Raw genomic sequence first — 15287 nt, 5'->3', positions numbered from 1 at the left:
AGAAGGCACTCGGCGGGCTCACACCGGAAGCCTATGCCAAAACCTTGGCCGCCTCGGATACCCTAACCGCGGACTCCAAAGCCGACCGCTACTGAAAGCGGGGGGACGTCGCAGCGCAGCAGATGCTCGTCGTTGGCGACCAGGTGGGATTTGTAGCGTCCTTCCCACAAGGTGCCGGTGCGGCCATATGCATCATTGATGTAACGCACATAGCGTCGCCCCAGCGCCTGCATCACGCTGCTGATGGCGCCCACACGGGTTGGCGTCATCAGCAGGTGCACATGATTGGTCATCAGCACGTAGGCGTGCACGCGGCAGTCGCGGGCCAGTGTGATTTCGCGCAGGTCCTGCAGGTAACGCTGGTGGTCGATATCGCGGAAGAAACAGGGCTGGCGGTCATTGCCGCGCTGGATGACATGCTGGGCGACACCGGCCAGATCGATCCTTGGCTTCCTTGCCATTTCTTTCCTCCGTTGAGCTTCTACTCAACGCTATGGCGCCAGCGCGGTTTTGCATATCGGAAAAGCTGTGGCTCCAACATAGGAATTCGACTCTGACCCCGGTTCTCCCGTTATCGCACCATCCACTTGTCAGGCGGATCAGACTCGCGGCGTTGCCGCCACGTCTGCGAACTCCGACTCCACACCACGTCGTCAGGCGTCAACTTGCGGAACTCCTGCCGCGCGCAGCAGAGGACTGCACCAAGCGGTTCTGCCGCCGGTACTGATCGAGCATCCACCGCGCCACGGCCTTCTCATCTTCCGAAGGGTTCATATATCACCTCCGATGGCCTGTAGAGGTGTCCTCGCCCAAGAGGGACGGGAGGGCGCCACGACGGACGCCTCCCGGGTGCTGCGCTTAGCCCGGAGGGCTGCGCCAATGCTGGCAGACGTACTCCAGACGGCCCTTACGGACCCGGGTATACGCGCACACATGCACCGTCTTGGCGTGGGACATAAGTCCTCCTGCAAGCCGGGTTTGTGAGGGCGATATCGGAATTCCGGGTCCCAGGGCGCTATACTCCCTGTGCTGTACGGGCCGCGGAATCGGCAGAGGGACACCCTCAACTGCCATGCCGTGATGCCGGTACGGAGGTTCGGAACATCGTTGTAGGCACCCTTGCAGGGGTGTTTCCAACTCCGAACCAACCGCACCAGCGTTTTTGCCTACCTAGCGCCTCAACTCAAGCCTGTTTCGCGACGGGGAACTTGAGTTGGGGCGTTGCTTTATCTGGGCCACCCGCGGCGGTAGTCAGCGAGCGGCCACGGCCTAATGTCACGAGTCTTCCTCCTCTGCCCGATCTTCCGGGGCATCTTCGGCCATCGTGTCGCGGTAGTTCTTCAAGATGAACTCCGTCATCTTGATGACCTTCTCCCACTGTTTCTCGGTCATCTGTCCCGGGAGATAGATGACACCGTCTTGACCGCCGAAGATGGGGATCGGGATGGCCACCATGCCGTCACGCGGAGGCCTCGGCTTGGAGGGCTCGTGCGCAGGGTGAGCCGGGGCATGCGGTGCGACGGGCAGCGGCGTCGCTGCCTTCGTCTTCCGCTTCCCGTTCCCTCCGCCGGTGACAGGTGGTGCCTTTGCGTGAGGGCTGACAACGATGCCCGCCTCTTTGGCAGCCGCGAGGAAGAAAGCGACCGACTTGTTAAGGGTCGATCCGCTGATCTCGTACTGACGAAACTGTTCGGCGAGCTGCGAAGTGGTCGCGCTGCGGAGATTGAAGGTGCCGTCCGTAATCGCCCCGTAGGACGATTCGACCATTTCCTTGAGGAGGGTCTTGGATTCCTGTTCGTCCGCCGCAATGTAGCTATTGAGGCGTTCGGTTGGGATGCCGACCTCATCGACCAAATCGAACCATTTGAGAGTTGCGATCAGTGCGGACTTCTCCGAGCCCGAGCGCTTGCTCAGATAGCTGCGATCAATGGCCGCGGGCGTAACGTCATGCTCCTTCAGCTCGCTCATGAGATTCATGAAGCTGCGGTAGGAGGTGTACGGCGGCTTGACGGTCTTGTCGTTCATGGAGAATCCCTCGCCCGTTTGAGGTGTGCGGACGAGTGGAGTTCACCACAGCCTTTCCCGGCGTGCAACACTTGACCGCAACATTTCTGCCGGAATCTTGTATTCGGGAAATATAATTTCTCGGTGAATCGCACAAACCATTGATACAGAACAGATTTTTTATTATGAAAAGTTTGTATGCATCAATGCGATGGTGATGGTCTGGCCGCTAAAAGCCTATGAAATGGATGGGAATGCGCAAAATCCCGTCCCCTCCGGGTAGCATGGCAAGACCCAAGGTTGAGTTTGTAGTGCATTCGGCTCAGAGAAAGATCCACCGTGGGCTCTCGCCCAGCAGGGACCGCGGCGCGAGCTAAAAACAGTAAAACAGGGGTCAGTAAAACAGAGGTCAGAGTGGAGTGCCCCGTTTGGCCCTTGCTGACCTAGCTATTCGGGTCAGAGATCGAAACCGAGCAGGTCGTGGCCGCTGGCGTGAGCATCGCCTGGCGGGTGGTTTCCTTGACCTCCCACGCGGCCGGCGTGGTGCGCGGCATCATCAGGGTCATGAAGGTGGCGTAGTCGCGCAGCGTGGTGCGCAGGCTGGCGGCGGCATTGGCCATGATGTCGCCCTGCCACTGCACCAGCCCGGGCGGCGCGCTGGCCAGCACGTCGGGCAGGGCGCGCACCGCATCGTCGTACTTCCACGCCGACAGCGGCTTGCCCCAGCGTTCGGCGACCGGCTGCGCCGCGCTCCACTGGTCGCGCAGCAACTGGCGGGGCATGCCGGTGCCGGGCCGGTCATGGGCGCGGTGGCCGTAGACCGAGCGCGCGGCGATGTCGGCATCCCAGCCGTAGCTGCTGGCGGTCATGCCGGCCGGCCCGAACAGGCGCGCCTGCATCGATTCGTCCAGGCTTTCCCCGGTCAGCGCTTCCACCACCAGTTGCAGCCAGAAGAACGCCTCGCCGGAATAGCCGATGCGCGTGCCCGGTTTGAAGGCGGGCATCAGTGTTTCCTGCGCCGGCTGTGTGCGCCAGTTGGGCAAGCCGCTGGAATGGCGCAGCACATCGCGCGCGGTGGGCAACCTCACCCTCGGCACGGCCTATGTGCTGCAGCTGCTGGAAGGGCCGCCGGGATGGAGCGCGATGAGCGTGGTCAACCACGTGTTCACGCTGTGCTCGATTGCGGCGTATTGCGTGGGCGGAGCGCGTTTCTTCGGCCGTTGCTGGCGCTGGGGCTGGGCTATGCCGCCGCGCAGATCGGGGTGGAGTGGCTGTGGGGACCGGTGGCGCGCTACGCCATGCTCGCCGCCGCCTGCGCGCTGGCCTTCGCCGCCATGGTGCTGGTGCTGCTGTACGGGCTGCGCAGTTTCGCCCGCGACCTGCGCGGCGAGGTGCTGCTGTTTGCCGTGCTGATCGGCGGCATCTGCGTGCTCAATGTCATCAAGTTCGGCAAGCTGCTGGGCGGCGGGCTTGCCGCGCTGGGCATGGATGGCCCGTTCCAGATGGTCTTCTATGTGTACATGTGCTCGCTGGCGACGCTGCTACCGCCGGCGCTCGTGTGGCTGGTGCTGCGCCGTCTCACCGACGCGCTGCGCGACATGGCCGCCCGCGACCCGCTGACCCGGCTGCTCAACCGCCGCGGCCTGGACGAGGCGCTCGATGCCCGCTTCCGCCGTCCACAGGCCAGCGCGCGGCTGTTGCTGGTCGATGTGGACCATTTCAAGCAGATCAACGATCACTACGGCCACCACGTCGGCGATACGGTGCTGTGCGCGGTGGCCGAGATCCTGCGTGGTGCGGTGCGCCAGGACGATCTGGTCTGCCGGCTGGGCGGGGAGGAGTTCGCCGCCATCTGCATGGGCGCCGATGACGCGGCCGCGTTGCGCGTGGCCGAACGTATCCGTGGCGCGATCGCGACCGCAGTCCTGCTGCATGCCCCGCGCTATGCAGGGCTGCGCTGCACGGTGACGGTGGGTATCTCGCACCGCTTTGCCGCCGAAGCCCTGCTGGAGCGCGCCATGCAGGAGGCCGACGCGGCGCTGTATCGCGGCAAGCAGGCCGGCCGCAACCGCGTGGAGTGGGCGTTGCCGGCGGCAACCGGCGTCATCGCCGATGGCCGCGCGTCGACCGATGCGGACGTGGAGCTGTCGTGAGGCCGGTACGGGGGCGTGCAGGCGCTTGTCCGCGCCCGTACCTCGGCCAGTCGCGCATGGGCCTGCAGCCGGCGATGCAGGGTAGCGGCCACCGGCATCGGGTACCGCTGCCGGGGGAAGGATCACGCCGCTTGTTCCCGCCGTTTGCTGCCGGGTGGGAGTGGCGCACCGCGCCAGGGGAGTGCCCGCGCTGACACCGTTCCATCTCCGCCATTGTCGCCCTGACGATGGACAGGTGAAGATACCCCCTGGTTTCCAGAGTGCCCCGCCCATGCCACACGCCTCCGCTCGGCGGAAATGGATCATCGCCGGTGCCGTGGTGCTGGTGCTGGCAGTGCTGTCCTGGGGCAGTGTCCGCTGGCGCGGTCCGCTGCTGCCGGGCTACGTGGTGAGCGCCGGTCCGCTGGTGCAGAACGTGGTCGCTACCGGTCGCGTCGCGGCGCTGTCCCGGGTGGAAGTGGGGACCGAGATCTCCGGTCTGGTGCTGGAGCGCCGGGTGATGGACGGCGACCGGGTCGCACCGGGCGACGTGCTGGTGGTGCTGCGCGCCGCCGACCTGGAAGCGCGCCGCGACGAGGCACGCGCGGCGCTGGCGGCGCTGCGCCAGGCCGAGCGACCCGACGCCCAGGCGCGGTTGCGCCAGGCCCGGGCCGACCTGGCCCAGGCCGAGCGCGAGGCCGCCCGCCGCGCCGCGCTGGGCCAGCGGCAGCTGGTGTCGCGCGAGAGCGTGGAGCAGGCGCGGCAGGCGGTGGTCGCCGCACGCGCGGTGGCCGATCAGGCGCAGGTGGCGGTTGAAGCGGTGACCGGCGGTGCGCGCGAAGCCCAGGTGGTTGAACGCCTGCGCGCGGCTGAAGCCGAGCTGGAGCGCGCGGTCATCCGGGCGACCGTCGCCGGCACCGTGCTGACCCGCCAGGTGGAGCCCGGCGATACGGTCAGTGCCGGGAAGGTGCTGCTGGAGATCGCCCGCGATGCGCCCGGCGAAATCCTGCTGCCGCTGGACGAGAAGAATCTGGCCCTGCTCGAGGTCGGGCAGCCGGCGACCTGCGTGGCCGACGCCTGGCCCGGCCGCCCGTTTGCCGCCACCGTGTACCACATCGCCCCGTCGGTCGACCCGGCCCGGGGCACGGTCGATGTGCGCCTTCGCATCGATCCGCCGGTCGACTTCGTGCGTCAGGACATGACCGTCACCGCGACCCTGCTCACCGGCCAGCGCCCGCGTGCCCTGGCCGTGCCCAACGACGCGCTGATCGCGGCCGATCCGGGCTCGGACCGCGCGCAGATCCTGCGCGTGCGTGATGGTCGCGCAGTGCCCGTGGCGGTGCGCCTGGGGCTGCGCGGGCTGGCGATGACCGAGATCGTCGAGGGCCTGGAGGAAGGCGACGAGATCGTGGCGGCGGGCGCCCTGGGTGTCACCGGGCGTCCGGCCGACGGTGCCCGCGTGCGCCTGCGCCTGCAGCCGCCGCCGGTGGCGCAAACGCTGCCCGCGGCCGATGCCGGCGACGCCGGCTGAGCCATGTGGATCGAATCCACCATCGCGATGCGCTTTCTGCGGCAGGGCCGGGCGCAGTCGCTGCTGATCCTGTTCGGTATCGCCGTGGGCGTGTCGGTGATCGTGTTCGTCACCGCGCTGATCGCCGGTCTGCAGCAGAACCTGATTGAACGCACACTCGGTACCCAGGCGCATGTGCGGGTGGAGGCGCCGCGCGAGGTCAACCAGATCGCGCCGGCGGCACCGGGCACCCTGCAGCTGGTGCTGGAGGAGCCGCGCCCGCAGTCGCTGCGGCCCATCGACAACTGGCAGCAGGTGCTGGAGGTGATCGAGCGCCTGCCCGGGGTCAGCGCGGTCTCGCCGGTGGTGTCCGGTCCGGCGTTCGGGCGTCGCGGCGATGCGACCGCCTCGGTGGCCCTGGTCGGCATCGACCTCCCGCGCTATGTGCGGGTGATCCCTCTGCAGGAGAACCTGGTGGAGGGCCGGCTGGAGGTGGGCTCGGGCAACGGGCTGGTCGGCCGCCAGCTGGCCGAGGACCTGGGCCTGCGCACCGGTGGCAAGCTGCGCCTGGACGCCGGCGAAGGCCGCGAGGCGGTGATCAACGTTGCCGGCATCTTCGAGCTGGGCGTGCGCGAGCTGGATGCGCGCTACGTGTATCTGGATCTGAAACAGGCGCAGTCGCTGCTGGCGCTGCCCGGCGGCATCAGCGTGATCGATGTGACCGTGCAGGACGTGTTCGCCGCCGACCAGACCTCCGCGCGCCTGCGCGGGCTCACCGGGCTCAAGGCCGAGAGCTGGATGGAGAGCAATGCCCAGCTGATGAACGCGCTGACCTCGCAGAGCATGTCCACGCGCATGATCAGTTTCTTCGTGGCCATCTCGGTGGCACTGGGCATCGCCAGCGTGCTGGCGGTGAGCGTGGCCCAGCGCACCCGCGAGATCGGCATTCTGCGTGCGATGGGAACGCGGCGGCGGCAGATGCTGCAGGTGTTCCTGATCCAGGGCGCGGTGCTGGGCCTGGTCGGTTCGGCGGTGGGTGCCTTGGCCGGCTGGGGGCTGGTGGGCGCGTTCAACAGCTTCGGGCCGAAACTGTTCACCATCGTGCTGCCGCCGGCGCTGGTCCTGGCGGCGATGGCCCTGGCCACGGTGTCCGGCATGGGCGCGGCGCTGGTGCCGGCCTGGCGCGCATCGCGGCTGGATCCGGTGGAGGCCATCCGCCATGTCTGAGGTCCGCGAGGTGCTGCGCCTGGAGGGGCTGCGCAAGTCCTACAACCTGGGCCAGCCCAACGAGGTGGAAGTGCTGCACGGGGTGGACCTGAGGCTGGACAGCGCCGACTTCGCCGCGCTGGTCGGCCCCTCCGGTTCGGGCAAGAGCACGCTGCTGAACATGATCGGCCTGCTGGATTCCCCCACCGGCGGCGAGCTCTATCTGGGCGGCCGGCCCACCCGCGCGATGGACGACGAAGCCCGCACCGCGCTGCGCGGCAGCCAGATCGGTTTCGTGTTCCAGTTCCATCACCTGATCGGCGCGTTCACCGCGCTGGAGAACGTGCTGATGCCGGTGCTGGTCGCCCAGGGCCGGCCGTCGCGCGAGACGCTGGATATCGCCCGCGGCCTGTTGGCCGACGTGGGGCTGGAGAAGTTCGCCGACCGTCTTCCCGACCAGCTTTCCGGTGGCCAGCAGCAACGCGTGGCCATCGCCCGGGCGCTGATGACCCGTCCCTCCCTGCTGCTGGCCGATGAGCCCACCGGCAACCTGGACACCCGCACCGCGGCGGACGTGTTCCAGTTGCTGCGCCGTTTCAACGAACAGTTCGGCTGCGCGGTGCTGGTGGTGACCCACGACCCGCGCCTGGCGGAAACCTGCGACCGCAAGATCACGCTGGTGGACGGCCGCATCGTCTCCGACGAAGGGATGCGGGGCGACCGGTAAACCCCGCGGGCGGAACACCCGCTCGTCCCATGCGTGGTTCAGGGCGCTTCCGGACCCGGGCGGCGCCAGCCCGGTGGCCTTGGCTTGGCCCTCGCTGGATTCGCGCCGGCACCGGGTACGCCGATGCCTGCTGCACCGTCTGGATGACGGCGGCCGTGGGGCCGCGTCAGCGGAAATCGAACAGTTCGTGCGAGAGGTTGGCGTTGGGCACGCCATGGGCGGCCATGATCTTGCGGACCTCCTCGAGCAGGCCGGCCGGGCCGCAGAAGCAGACCTGGAGATGGGAGGGGCCCGCTTCGGCCACCCGCGCGGCGAATTTCTCCTGGAAGGCGGGGGTCTCCACGCCCGCCAGTATCGGCACGTAGTCCACGCCGCGCTGCTGTGCGAGCGGGGCCAACTCTTCGGCGGCGGGAAACGCGCGGCCCGGTGTCTGGAAATTGAACAGGGTGATGCGTTCCAATCCGCGCGCGGCCGGGTCATCCAGCCAGGCCAGGAACGGCGAGATGCCCACGCCGCCGGCGATCCATACCTCGGCGGTCGCCTGCGCCGGCCGCATGAATCGCCCAAACGGCGCGTGTACTTCGGCGGTCATCCCGATGGAAACCTCCCGGACCAGACGCTGCGTGTAATCGCCCAGGGCGCGGATGACGAACTGCACCGGCTCGCCGCGCGTCCCCGCACTGGCGATGGTGAACGGATGGGGCTCGTGCAGCCCGGGCGCACTGAAGGACACAAAAGCGAACTGGCCCGCCCGGTATTCAATGCCGTGGCCCAGCGGCGACAGCACCAGCCGCACCGCGGAAGGGCCGGATACCGCGCCGGTGACCTGGTATTCGGCGCGGTTTGATACAAAGGGATAGAGCAACAGTTTGTAGAAGGCGCCGGCGGCACCCAGCGCCGCGGCGATGGTCAGCCAGACACCGGCCGGAGACACCAGCGCGACCGGTGACTTGAAGCTGAGCCAGTGCAGGACCACGATCAGGAACAGCGGGCCGGACAACCTGTGCCACCAGCGCCAGGTGCGGTACGGAATTTTGCGGTTCAGTGCCAGCAGCACGATCAGCATCAGCGCGATGTAGGACAGCTGCCGTACCAGGCGCGTCACCGGCGCAGGCAGTTCGATGATCGCGGCGGTCTCCCAGCCCGGCATGCCCGCCTTGAATGCCAGGTGCACCGAGGCGAAGACCAGCGCCCAGACCCCCAGCCATTTATGGGTTTCATAGACCCGGTCCAGTCCCCCGAATGCCGACTCCACCACTTTCCAGCGCGCACCCAGCAAGGCGGCGCAGGCCATCATCACCAGCGCCACCACGCCCGAGGCCAGGCTGATGGCCGCCATGCTGCCGCGGGTTCCCGCCGGCAGATCGACAAAAACCAGCGCAAAACTCAGCGCAGACAATCCGATCAACACGGGGGCGGTCTTCAAGCGCATGGCGGTTGGCCTGTGTGGGGCGCCTATGCCGTTCAGGCGCGTACGCAGTATGGCAGTGACAGGCAGGGGCGGCACAGTGCCGCCGTCAGGCTGTTTGGCCGCATTGACCTCCCTCGACGCGTCGGTGCCGCACACACCTCAGGCCACGACCGGCATGGACGCGGTAGGTGCAGACAACGCCCCAGTGAGGGTTGCGCCCGTCCTCCATAGCCGGGCCTCTTCGATTCGCCCTTCATCCACGCTTTTTCCGTGTCCACCGCACCTGCGGGTAGATCATCGGCAGCCGAGCGGGCTGAAAAAGCAGGAACAGATAGAAACAGGGATCAGAGTGGAGTGACCCGTATTTCGTGAAAGGTTTCCGGTCAGCTGACGCGTATGTGCAGAGCGACAACAATCCGCGCGGCGCCGCATGTCACCACAGCGATGCTGCGCAGCTGCATCAGCAGGGTGACGCACAACGACACCCCACCATTGCCCGAGCCGGATTTACCAGCAACTACGCCCCGATGTCCTGCATGGCGCACTCCAAAGAAGTGGGCGAGATTGCAGCAAGCCGGGCTTCGACCGGCAAGTATCGAAGCCCGGTGCTGCCCGTGGTTTTCAGGCCGTCCTGGCCGCCCTGCTCCATGCCCGCAGGCCGATCACCGCCTGGCTGAAAGACAGTAGTTGAAGCAACGCTGAGATACCTGTTCTATCAGGCGAGACGCTGCCGTTCTTTCTTTCAGGTCTGGGGACGGGAATGCGACCCATACGTTCGCACTCCTGGCTCTCCAAGTCTGTGTTGTGTCGGCGTGGTGTGGGGCTGAGCCGCGGTCGAATACCGGATTGACGCGTGTGTTGGTGGTCTTTTCCTACACCGCCACATGTGATTTGCCGACATTCTTCGATTCGTTTGACAGGCAATGTCCCGAAGGCGGTGTATCTGTTGCCACTGTATCTACAACAAGGAGGCGACCGGCACAGCGCCGCAACTGCGCAGGATTGCATCATGCACAAGCCAATAAAGGCCTGTGACACGGAATGTGTGTCGCTTTGTTCCAGGTTGTTGGCTAGCGCCGGGTGAGCTGTATGGCTAGTGCTCTTCACAAGGAGATGGATATGCGTCCGCTGAAGGCTGTTCTTCTGGTATTGATTTCTATATCGGCGGCTGATGAGGTATCAGCCGCAAAGAGCGGGCCGTCACCGGTTTACCCCAAAGAGCTTCAAGGTACGTGGGATCTTGGGCAGGGCTCCTGCAAGTTGCCCATCGATCCAGATCTGGATGCGCCGATACGAGTGGAAACGGCGCGGCTGATGGGCTACGAGCATCAGGAGGCACCTGTTTCCATAGAGCGTGTTTCAGAGAGCCCGCTTGCCTGGCGGGTTTCTGCAACTTCAGACAACGCCCCAGGGATCACTACTGATGATCTGTATATCGTCAAAAATGATCATCTGACCATCTCTGATGGCGAGGCGACCAGAAAGTACCGCCGGTGCAGATAAACCCCGACAGTATGATCGAGTAGCAGCCATCAGGTTCAGGAAAGCATGGCCACATAACCGTTCTGTATTGGGTGTCAGGATTTCTGGATGGTTCGTTCTTCTTTCAAACGGTTCTTGGCTGAGTCTGCAGCGGAATGGGACAACCTCCCGCCTGCTTCTTTGAGGGGCGAAACGACGAAGATTCAATCACGCAGACAGGGAGTGCAGGTGGATGAACTGGAAATTCTCGCTCGCCATTGCCATCTCGGCCATTGCTTTTGCGATGACCGCAGATGCGGGCGTGGCGTCTTCTACTGGTACGAAAGCGGTCGCGTCCTATCCACAGGAACTGCACGGCTCTTGGATTCCTGCATCGGCGGTTTGCCCACAACGTGGCCAACCTCTCGACGGGGACAACGTGATGCACATCAGCGCAGAGTTGCTCCAAGGGTATGAGGATCAGAGCACCCCATCTGCGGTGGCCGTCATTTCGAGCGAGCCACCGGCGTGGAGGATTGAATCGTTGGTGGATGTCGGACCTTCCGGGGTCTACGAAAGAGGCGACCCCAAAATTTTCGTGCTCAGCGATGGGAATCTTTCCGTTACGTCAGAATTCCACGCCGATGTCTACAGGAAGTGCGATCGCTAGAAGGGCTTTTGATCAGACAAGGAAGAATCTATGGGAAGGGAATTGCCAAGCTATCGAATGCTGCAACTGGGGGCGCCGGATCGGAACAGAGTTCAAAGAAACGAAGTGTTCAACGACCTTGAAGGGCTGGTAACACATCACCCGGACTACAACAGGAACGCACAGCTGTTGAATGGAGTGGTTGTCCGCGGTGAAGACCATCGCCGGCGGACCTACAGCGTTGTAGGTGGTGAAATTCAGGAGGTGGAGGCGGCGCGCACCGACGAATATCGCGCATTGACGCAGGACCAGGTTCTGCTCGTGAAAGATTTCATACTGGAGGACTCGCGAATCGCGAGTGGCCAGCCTGGCGTGCGGCAGGTTGATGTGCCTGCACCGATGGCAGGTTATGTCGGCCGTGTTGACGCTGCCAATGGTGTTGTCGACATCCTCGACAGGCGCGGTGGTGAGGTGATTGTGAGGGCCCGGCATCTCTATCCCATCGCCGTCCACGTGGGCGACGAGGTCGGGTACGGCCAGTCTCTTGGTATCCAGAGTAATCGTGGGCTCAACGCCCGTGCTGGCAAGCATGTCCACTTCGAGGTCGATACCCGCTATTACCAGCACTATGAGAACTATATTGAAGATCTGGCCAGTGGCCGGCTGTCCATTGATCCCGCGGGACAGACACAAGGCATCGAAGCTAGGCCAGTCATCGATGATAGTGTGATCCGCATTGGAGAGTCGGCGGATATCGTGCGTCTGATCCAGGAGCGCTTGAACGCGGAGGGTTTTCGTGACACCAATGGCGGGCTTTTGCAGGAAGATGGCGTCTACAGGCTTTCTATGCAGCCTGCTGTCATCAACTACCAGAACGCACGGGGGCTGCCGGCCAGCGGCGACCTCGATCCGGCCACGTTGCAGCAGATCGCGCCAAGAGTATTCCCGCCATAGGTAAACCGGTTGGAGCATGATGTGCATCCCAGCTACCTCGACCTCCATAGCGGCACTATGCCCGAGGAGGATCCGTTGCATCGCCAGGCGGAGAGGGCCGTGCGGTGTCTCGAGCAGAATCTGGGAAGGAACTACGACGGCAATAGCGCCAGATTGGTGGCAAGTGCTGCCTGCCTGGCTAAAGAAAATGGTCTGACGCAGATAGACCATGTACTGCTCAGCCGAACTACCGGGACAGCCCAACACGGTGAGAACCTGTTTGTTGTGCAAGGCGTGCCAGATGATCCGGCGCATCTGCGAGCACATATGCGTACCGATGAAGCGCTGGGCAGGTCGGTTGAGCAGTCGCTCGCCCACTTGCAGGTACTGAATGAAACGCAGAGTAGGCGGCAGGAGCAGCAGCCCGAGCAACGTGGACAGGTACACGCCCCTCAACCTGGGTTGGGGTAAAAAGCCGGGGCCGGCATGAGCCGGCCCCGGCCCGTCAGACCGTCCTGGCCGCCTTGCTCCATGCCCGCAGGCCCATCACCGCCAGACCGACGAACAGCAGGTACAGCGCAGCGGTGACGTGCAGCGATTTGACCAGGTACATGCCGATATAGACCACATCGACCACGATCCACAGCCACCACGCGGCGACATGCCGGCGTGCCTGCCACCACTGCGCCACCAGGCTGAGCGCGGCGAGCATCGCGTCCAGCCACGGCAGCGCGGCGTTGGTGAAACTGTGCATCGCCGCGCCCAGGGCCAGGCCGAACGCCAGGCCGATGCCGAGGTCACGCGACCACTGGCGGGAGGCTAGTGGCGCGATGACGATCCGGCCGTCGTGCTGCAGCTGCTGGCGCCAGGTCAGCCAGCCATACAGCAGGAACGCGGCGAAGGCGCCCTGCAGCAGGGCATCGGAATACAGCCGCACCTGCACGAACACCAGCGCGTACAGGCCGACCGAGACCAGTCCGACCGGCCAGGCGAGCATCCGCCGTTGCGCCATCAGCCACACGCCGAGGACGCTGAAGACGACGGCCGACCATTCCAGCAGCGCCGGGTTCATAGCGCGAAGGTGACCGACAGGCGGGCCTGACGCGGCGCGCCGGGGAACAGGTAGTAGTCACCGGAGCTGCTGCCGGTATCGCGCCAGTAGAAGCGGTTGAACACGTTGTCCACCGACAGGTTCCAGGTCACCGGGCGCGCATGCAGGCGGTGCTGGAAGCGCAGGCCGGCATCGACCACGCTGTAGCCCGGTGCGCGCACGCGGCCATCGGCGGTGGCGACGTTGGCCGAGGCATAACGCCAGCCGCCGGTGACGCCCAGACCTTCGGCGAACGGCAGCGCGTAGTCGGCGTGCAGGCTGGCGCGGGTCTTGGGCACGTTGATCAGCTGGTGGCCTTCGTAGGCCGGCGTACCGCTGCGACGCGCTTCGGCCTGCAGCACGCTGGCGCTGGCGGTCAGCTGCAGGTGCTCGCTGACGTGCCCGCGCGCAGTCAGTTCCAGACCGGTGTGGGCCTGCTGGCCGCGCTCGACGAAGGTGTAACCGGCGTCGCTGGCATCGGGCTGCGCGTACTGGAACGGCTGGGTGGTGCGGAACAGCGCCGCGCCCAGCGCCAGCGCATCGGAGGGCGCGAATTTCACGCCGACCTCGGTCTGGCGCGAGCGCACCGCGGGCAGGAATTCGCCGTCGTTGACGGTCCAGAACGGCGCTTCCTGACCCAGCGCGATGCCTTCGACATAGCTGGCGTAGACATTGAGCTGATCGTTCGCGCGCCAGATCAGCGCGCTCTGCGGCAAGAAGCGTGAGAGGCGGCTTTCGCGTTCCAGCGCGCCGCGCTTGTTGCGCGCGGTCTCCTCCAGCCGCACGAAGCGACCGCCGGCCAGCCACTGCCAGTCGGCACCGAGATCCATGCGATCGAGCACGAACAGCGCGTTCTGCCTGCTGTCCAGGCGGCGCACCGATGGGCCCGGCTGCAGCGGCGAGGGCGCGAACTGCGGTACCTCCGTGTCATGGATGTTGCCGGTCCCGACGTACTCGTTGACGTTGCGGCGCTTGTCCACGGTGCGGTGGAAGCCGTCCATGCCGAGCGTGAGCTCGTGGCCGATGTTGCCGGTGCTGAAGCGGCCGTGCAGTTCGGCGCGCAGCTCCTGGTTGCGACGGGTGTCGTCGGGGCTGCGGTAGTCGTAGATGTCGTAGTCGCCGTTGGGCGCGAAGAAGTTGCCCGGCACGCTGCCGTCGGCGCATTGCGCGGCGTAGTAGCAGCCATAGGCGAAGGCGACGTTGTCATCGATCACCGTCCGGCTGTGGCTGGCCGACAGCCGGGACTGCCAGTTCGGGCTGAAGTCCCAGGTGTGCAGCGCGGTGATGTTGGTGCTGTCGATGCCCACCGGCCGTTGCCAGGCCTGGTAGCCGAGCATGTGCTCCCGGTCCACTTCGCCCGGCAGCGCACTGGCGCCGAGCAGCTGGTAGGCCGAGGCCGAGCGCTGCGCGCTGGTCTGGTAGTTGGCATCCACCTCGAGCTTGGCGCGTTCGCTGATCCGCCAGTCGGTGGCCAGCGCATAGAAGTTGCGGCGGCCATCGGCGTGCTCGATATACGAATTGCTGTCGTCCCAGGCGGCATTGAAGCGCACCCCGAAGCGCGGGCTCAGCCAGTGGCCCACGTCGATGGCGGCGTAGCGGCTGCCTTCGGCATCGGTGGCCAGGGTGAGGTTGCGGACGTCGGTCGGGCGCTTGCCGACGTAGTTGATGATGCCGCCCGGTGCCATCACGCCGGCGGCCAGTCCGGCCTCGCCCTTGAGCACTTCCACCTGCGCGATGTGTTCCAGCGCCAGGCGCTGCTCGCCGGCAATGCTCAGGCCGTTGAAGCGGTAGCCGGTGGCGGTATCCAGCGCGAAGCCGCGGATGGCGATGTTCTGGTAGTAGCCGACCGGCGCGTAGCTGTCGCCGAGCGAGGCATCGTTGTGCGCCAGCTCGGAGAGCGTGCGCACCTGGCGGCTGTCGAGCAGGGCGCGATCGAGCACGCTGACCGCGGCCGGGGTGTTCTTCCAGTCGCCGCCGCCGAAGCTGCCGGATCGGATGGTCTGCGGTGCGGCGTCCTGTTTGGCCTGCACGCGCACGGCGGCCAGCTCGGTGGGCGAGCGGTCGGCGGCCTCGGTTTCAACGTTGCTGGCGTACAGCGGCAGCGCCGCGCCCAGGGCGGCAGTCAACAGCGAGATTCGGTAGCAGCGGTTCATTCGGTTCGTCA

14 protein-coding genes are annotated in these 15287 nt (G+C 65.6%); 8 read left to right on the top strand and 6 right to left on the bottom strand.

The window, feature by feature from the left end; genetic code table 11:
* Window positions 1–62: 62 nt before the first annotated feature.
* The 3 genes from ACVOMC_RS11690 to ACVOMC_RS11680 all read right to left on the bottom strand — a co-directional run bounded on the left by ACVOMC_RS11690 (window position 63) and on the right by ACVOMC_RS11680 (window position 3068).
* Window positions 63–461, bottom strand: a complete 399-nt coding sequence (locus ACVOMC_RS11690) for a transposase (RefSeq protein ID WP_481524076.1) — start codon at window positions 459–461, stop codon at window positions 63–65.
* Between the two features lie 814 nt (window positions 462–1275).
* Window positions 1276–2025, bottom strand: a complete 750-nt coding sequence (locus tag ACVOMC_RS11685) for a DUF5343 domain-containing protein (RefSeq protein WP_481524075.1) — start codon at window positions 2023–2025, stop codon at window positions 1276–1278.
* 422 nt (window positions 2026–2447) lie between these two features.
* Window positions 2448–3068, bottom strand: a complete 621-nt coding sequence (locus ACVOMC_RS11680; protein WP_481524084.1) for a serine hydrolase domain-containing protein — start codon at window positions 3066–3068, stop codon at window positions 2448–2450.
* 126 nt (window positions 3069–3194) lie between these two features.
* Here ACVOMC_RS11680 and ACVOMC_RS11675 point away from each other — a divergent pair, with 126 nt between their 5' ends.
* From ACVOMC_RS11675 to ACVOMC_RS11660, 4 genes are all read left to right on the top strand, one after another.
* Window positions 3195–4157 (top strand): GGDEF domain-containing protein, encoded by a 963-nt coding sequence (locus ACVOMC_RS11675; protein ID WP_481524074.1) that lies wholly within the window; start codon window positions 3195–3197, stop codon window positions 4155–4157.
* 271 nt (window positions 4158–4428) lie between these two features.
* Window positions 4429–5667, top strand: a complete 1239-nt coding sequence (locus ACVOMC_RS11670) for an efflux RND transporter periplasmic adaptor subunit (RefSeq protein WP_481524073.1) — start codon at window positions 4429–4431, stop codon at window positions 5665–5667.
* Window positions 5668–5670: 3 nt separating this feature from the next.
* Entirely contained in the window at window positions 5671–6873 is a 1203-nt protein-coding gene (locus ACVOMC_RS11665; protein WP_481524072.1) for an ABC transporter permease, read from the top strand.
* Window positions 6866–7579: an ABC transporter ATP-binding protein gene (locus tag ACVOMC_RS11660; protein ID WP_481524071.1), complete on the top strand. Its 714-nt coding sequence runs from the start codon at window positions 6866–6868 to the stop codon at window positions 7577–7579. Before ACVOMC_RS11665 ends, ACVOMC_RS11660 begins: the two co-directional genes overlap by 8 nt.
* 166 nt (window positions 7580–7745) lie before the next feature.
* Here the strand turns inward: ACVOMC_RS11660 and ACVOMC_RS11655 are convergent, their stop codons facing one another.
* Window positions 7746–9011: a ferredoxin reductase family protein gene (locus tag ACVOMC_RS11655; protein ID WP_481524070.1), complete on the bottom strand. Its 1266-nt coding sequence runs from the start codon at window positions 9009–9011 to the stop codon at window positions 7746–7748.
* 1098 nt (window positions 9012–10109) lie between these two features.
* On the opposite strand from ACVOMC_RS11655, the gene ACVOMC_RS11650 reads away from it, so the two are divergent.
* From ACVOMC_RS11650 to ACVOMC_RS11635, 4 genes are all read left to right on the top strand, one after another.
* The gene (locus tag ACVOMC_RS11650; protein ID WP_481524069.1) at window positions 10110–10493 is read left to right on the top strand and encodes a hypothetical protein; all 384 of its coding nucleotides are present in this window, start codon (window positions 10110–10112) and stop codon (window positions 10491–10493) included.
* A 211-nt stretch (window positions 10494–10704) separates the two neighbouring features.
* The gene (locus ACVOMC_RS11645; RefSeq protein ID WP_481524068.1) at window positions 10705–11121 is read left to right on the top strand and encodes a hypothetical protein; all 417 of its coding nucleotides are present in this window, start codon (window positions 10705–10707) and stop codon (window positions 11119–11121) included.
* A 30-nt stretch (window positions 11122–11151) separates the two neighbouring features.
* The gene (locus ACVOMC_RS11640; RefSeq protein ID WP_481524067.1) at window positions 11152–12054 is read left to right on the top strand and encodes a peptidoglycan-binding domain-containing protein; all 903 of its coding nucleotides are present in this window, start codon (window positions 11152–11154) and stop codon (window positions 12052–12054) included.
* A gap of 57 nt (window positions 12055–12111) precedes the next feature.
* Window positions 12112–12504 (top strand): XVIPCD domain-containing protein, encoded by a 393-nt coding sequence (locus ACVOMC_RS11635; protein WP_481524083.1) that lies wholly within the window; start codon window positions 12112–12114, stop codon window positions 12502–12504.
* A gap of 34 nt (window positions 12505–12538) precedes the next feature.
* On the opposite strand, the gene pnuC is transcribed toward ACVOMC_RS11635, so the two are convergent.
* Complete coding sequence (gene pnuC, locus ACVOMC_RS11630; RefSeq protein ID WP_481524066.1) at window positions 12539–13105, bottom strand: nicotinamide riboside transporter PnuC; 567 nt, start codon at window positions 13103–13105, stop codon at window positions 12539–12541.
* Entirely contained in the window at window positions 13102–15276 is a 2175-nt protein-coding gene (locus ACVOMC_RS11625; protein ID WP_481524065.1) for a TonB-dependent siderophore receptor, read from the bottom strand. The genes pnuC and ACVOMC_RS11625 overlap by 4 nt, the downstream gene beginning before the upstream one ends.
* Between the last annotated feature and the right edge of the window lie 11 nt (window positions 15277–15287).

Source organism: Stenotrophomonas sp. STEN014 (assembly GCF_056760315.1).
This window is presented reverse-complemented; position numbering and strand designations above follow the sequence as displayed.

Coding starts and splice junctions, on each gene's coding strand:
- ACVOMC_RS11655 (WP_481524070.1), bottom strand. CDS start 9,011: ATGCGCTTGAAGACCGCCCCCGTGTTGATCGGATTGTCTGCGCTGAGT.
- ACVOMC_RS11660 (WP_481524071.1), top strand. CDS start 6,866: ATGTCTGAGGTCCGCGAGGTGCTGCGCCTGGAGGGGCTGCGCAAGTCC.
- ACVOMC_RS11625 (WP_481524065.1), bottom strand. CDS start 15,276: ATGAACCGCTGCTACCGAATCTCGCTGTTGACTGCCGCCCTGGGCGCG.
- ACVOMC_RS11685 (WP_481524075.1), bottom strand. CDS start 2,025: ATGAACGACAAGACCGTCAAGCCGCCGTACACCTCCTACCGCAGCTTC.
- ACVOMC_RS11650 (WP_481524069.1), top strand. CDS start 10,110: ATGCGTCCGCTGAAGGCTGTTCTTCTGGTATTGATTTCTATATCGGCG.
- ACVOMC_RS11640 (WP_481524067.1), top strand. CDS start 11,152: ATGGGAAGGGAATTGCCAAGCTATCGAATGCTGCAACTGGGGGCGCCG.
- ACVOMC_RS11690 (WP_481524076.1), bottom strand. CDS start 461: ATGGCAAGGAAGCCAAGGATCGATCTGGCCGGTGTCGCCCAGCATGTC.
- ACVOMC_RS11635 (WP_481524083.1), top strand. CDS start 12,112: ATGCCCGAGGAGGATCCGTTGCATCGCCAGGCGGAGAGGGCCGTGCGG.
- pnuC (WP_481524066.1), bottom strand. CDS start 13,105: ATGAACCCGGCGCTGCTGGAATGGTCGGCCGTCGTCTTCAGCGTCCTC.
- ACVOMC_RS11670 (WP_481524073.1), top strand. CDS start 4,429: ATGCCACACGCCTCCGCTCGGCGGAAATGGATCATCGCCGGTGCCGTG.
- ACVOMC_RS11645 (WP_481524068.1), top strand. CDS start 10,705: ATGAACTGGAAATTCTCGCTCGCCATTGCCATCTCGGCCATTGCTTTT.
- ACVOMC_RS11665 (WP_481524072.1), top strand. CDS start 5,671: ATGTGGATCGAATCCACCATCGCGATGCGCTTTCTGCGGCAGGGCCGG.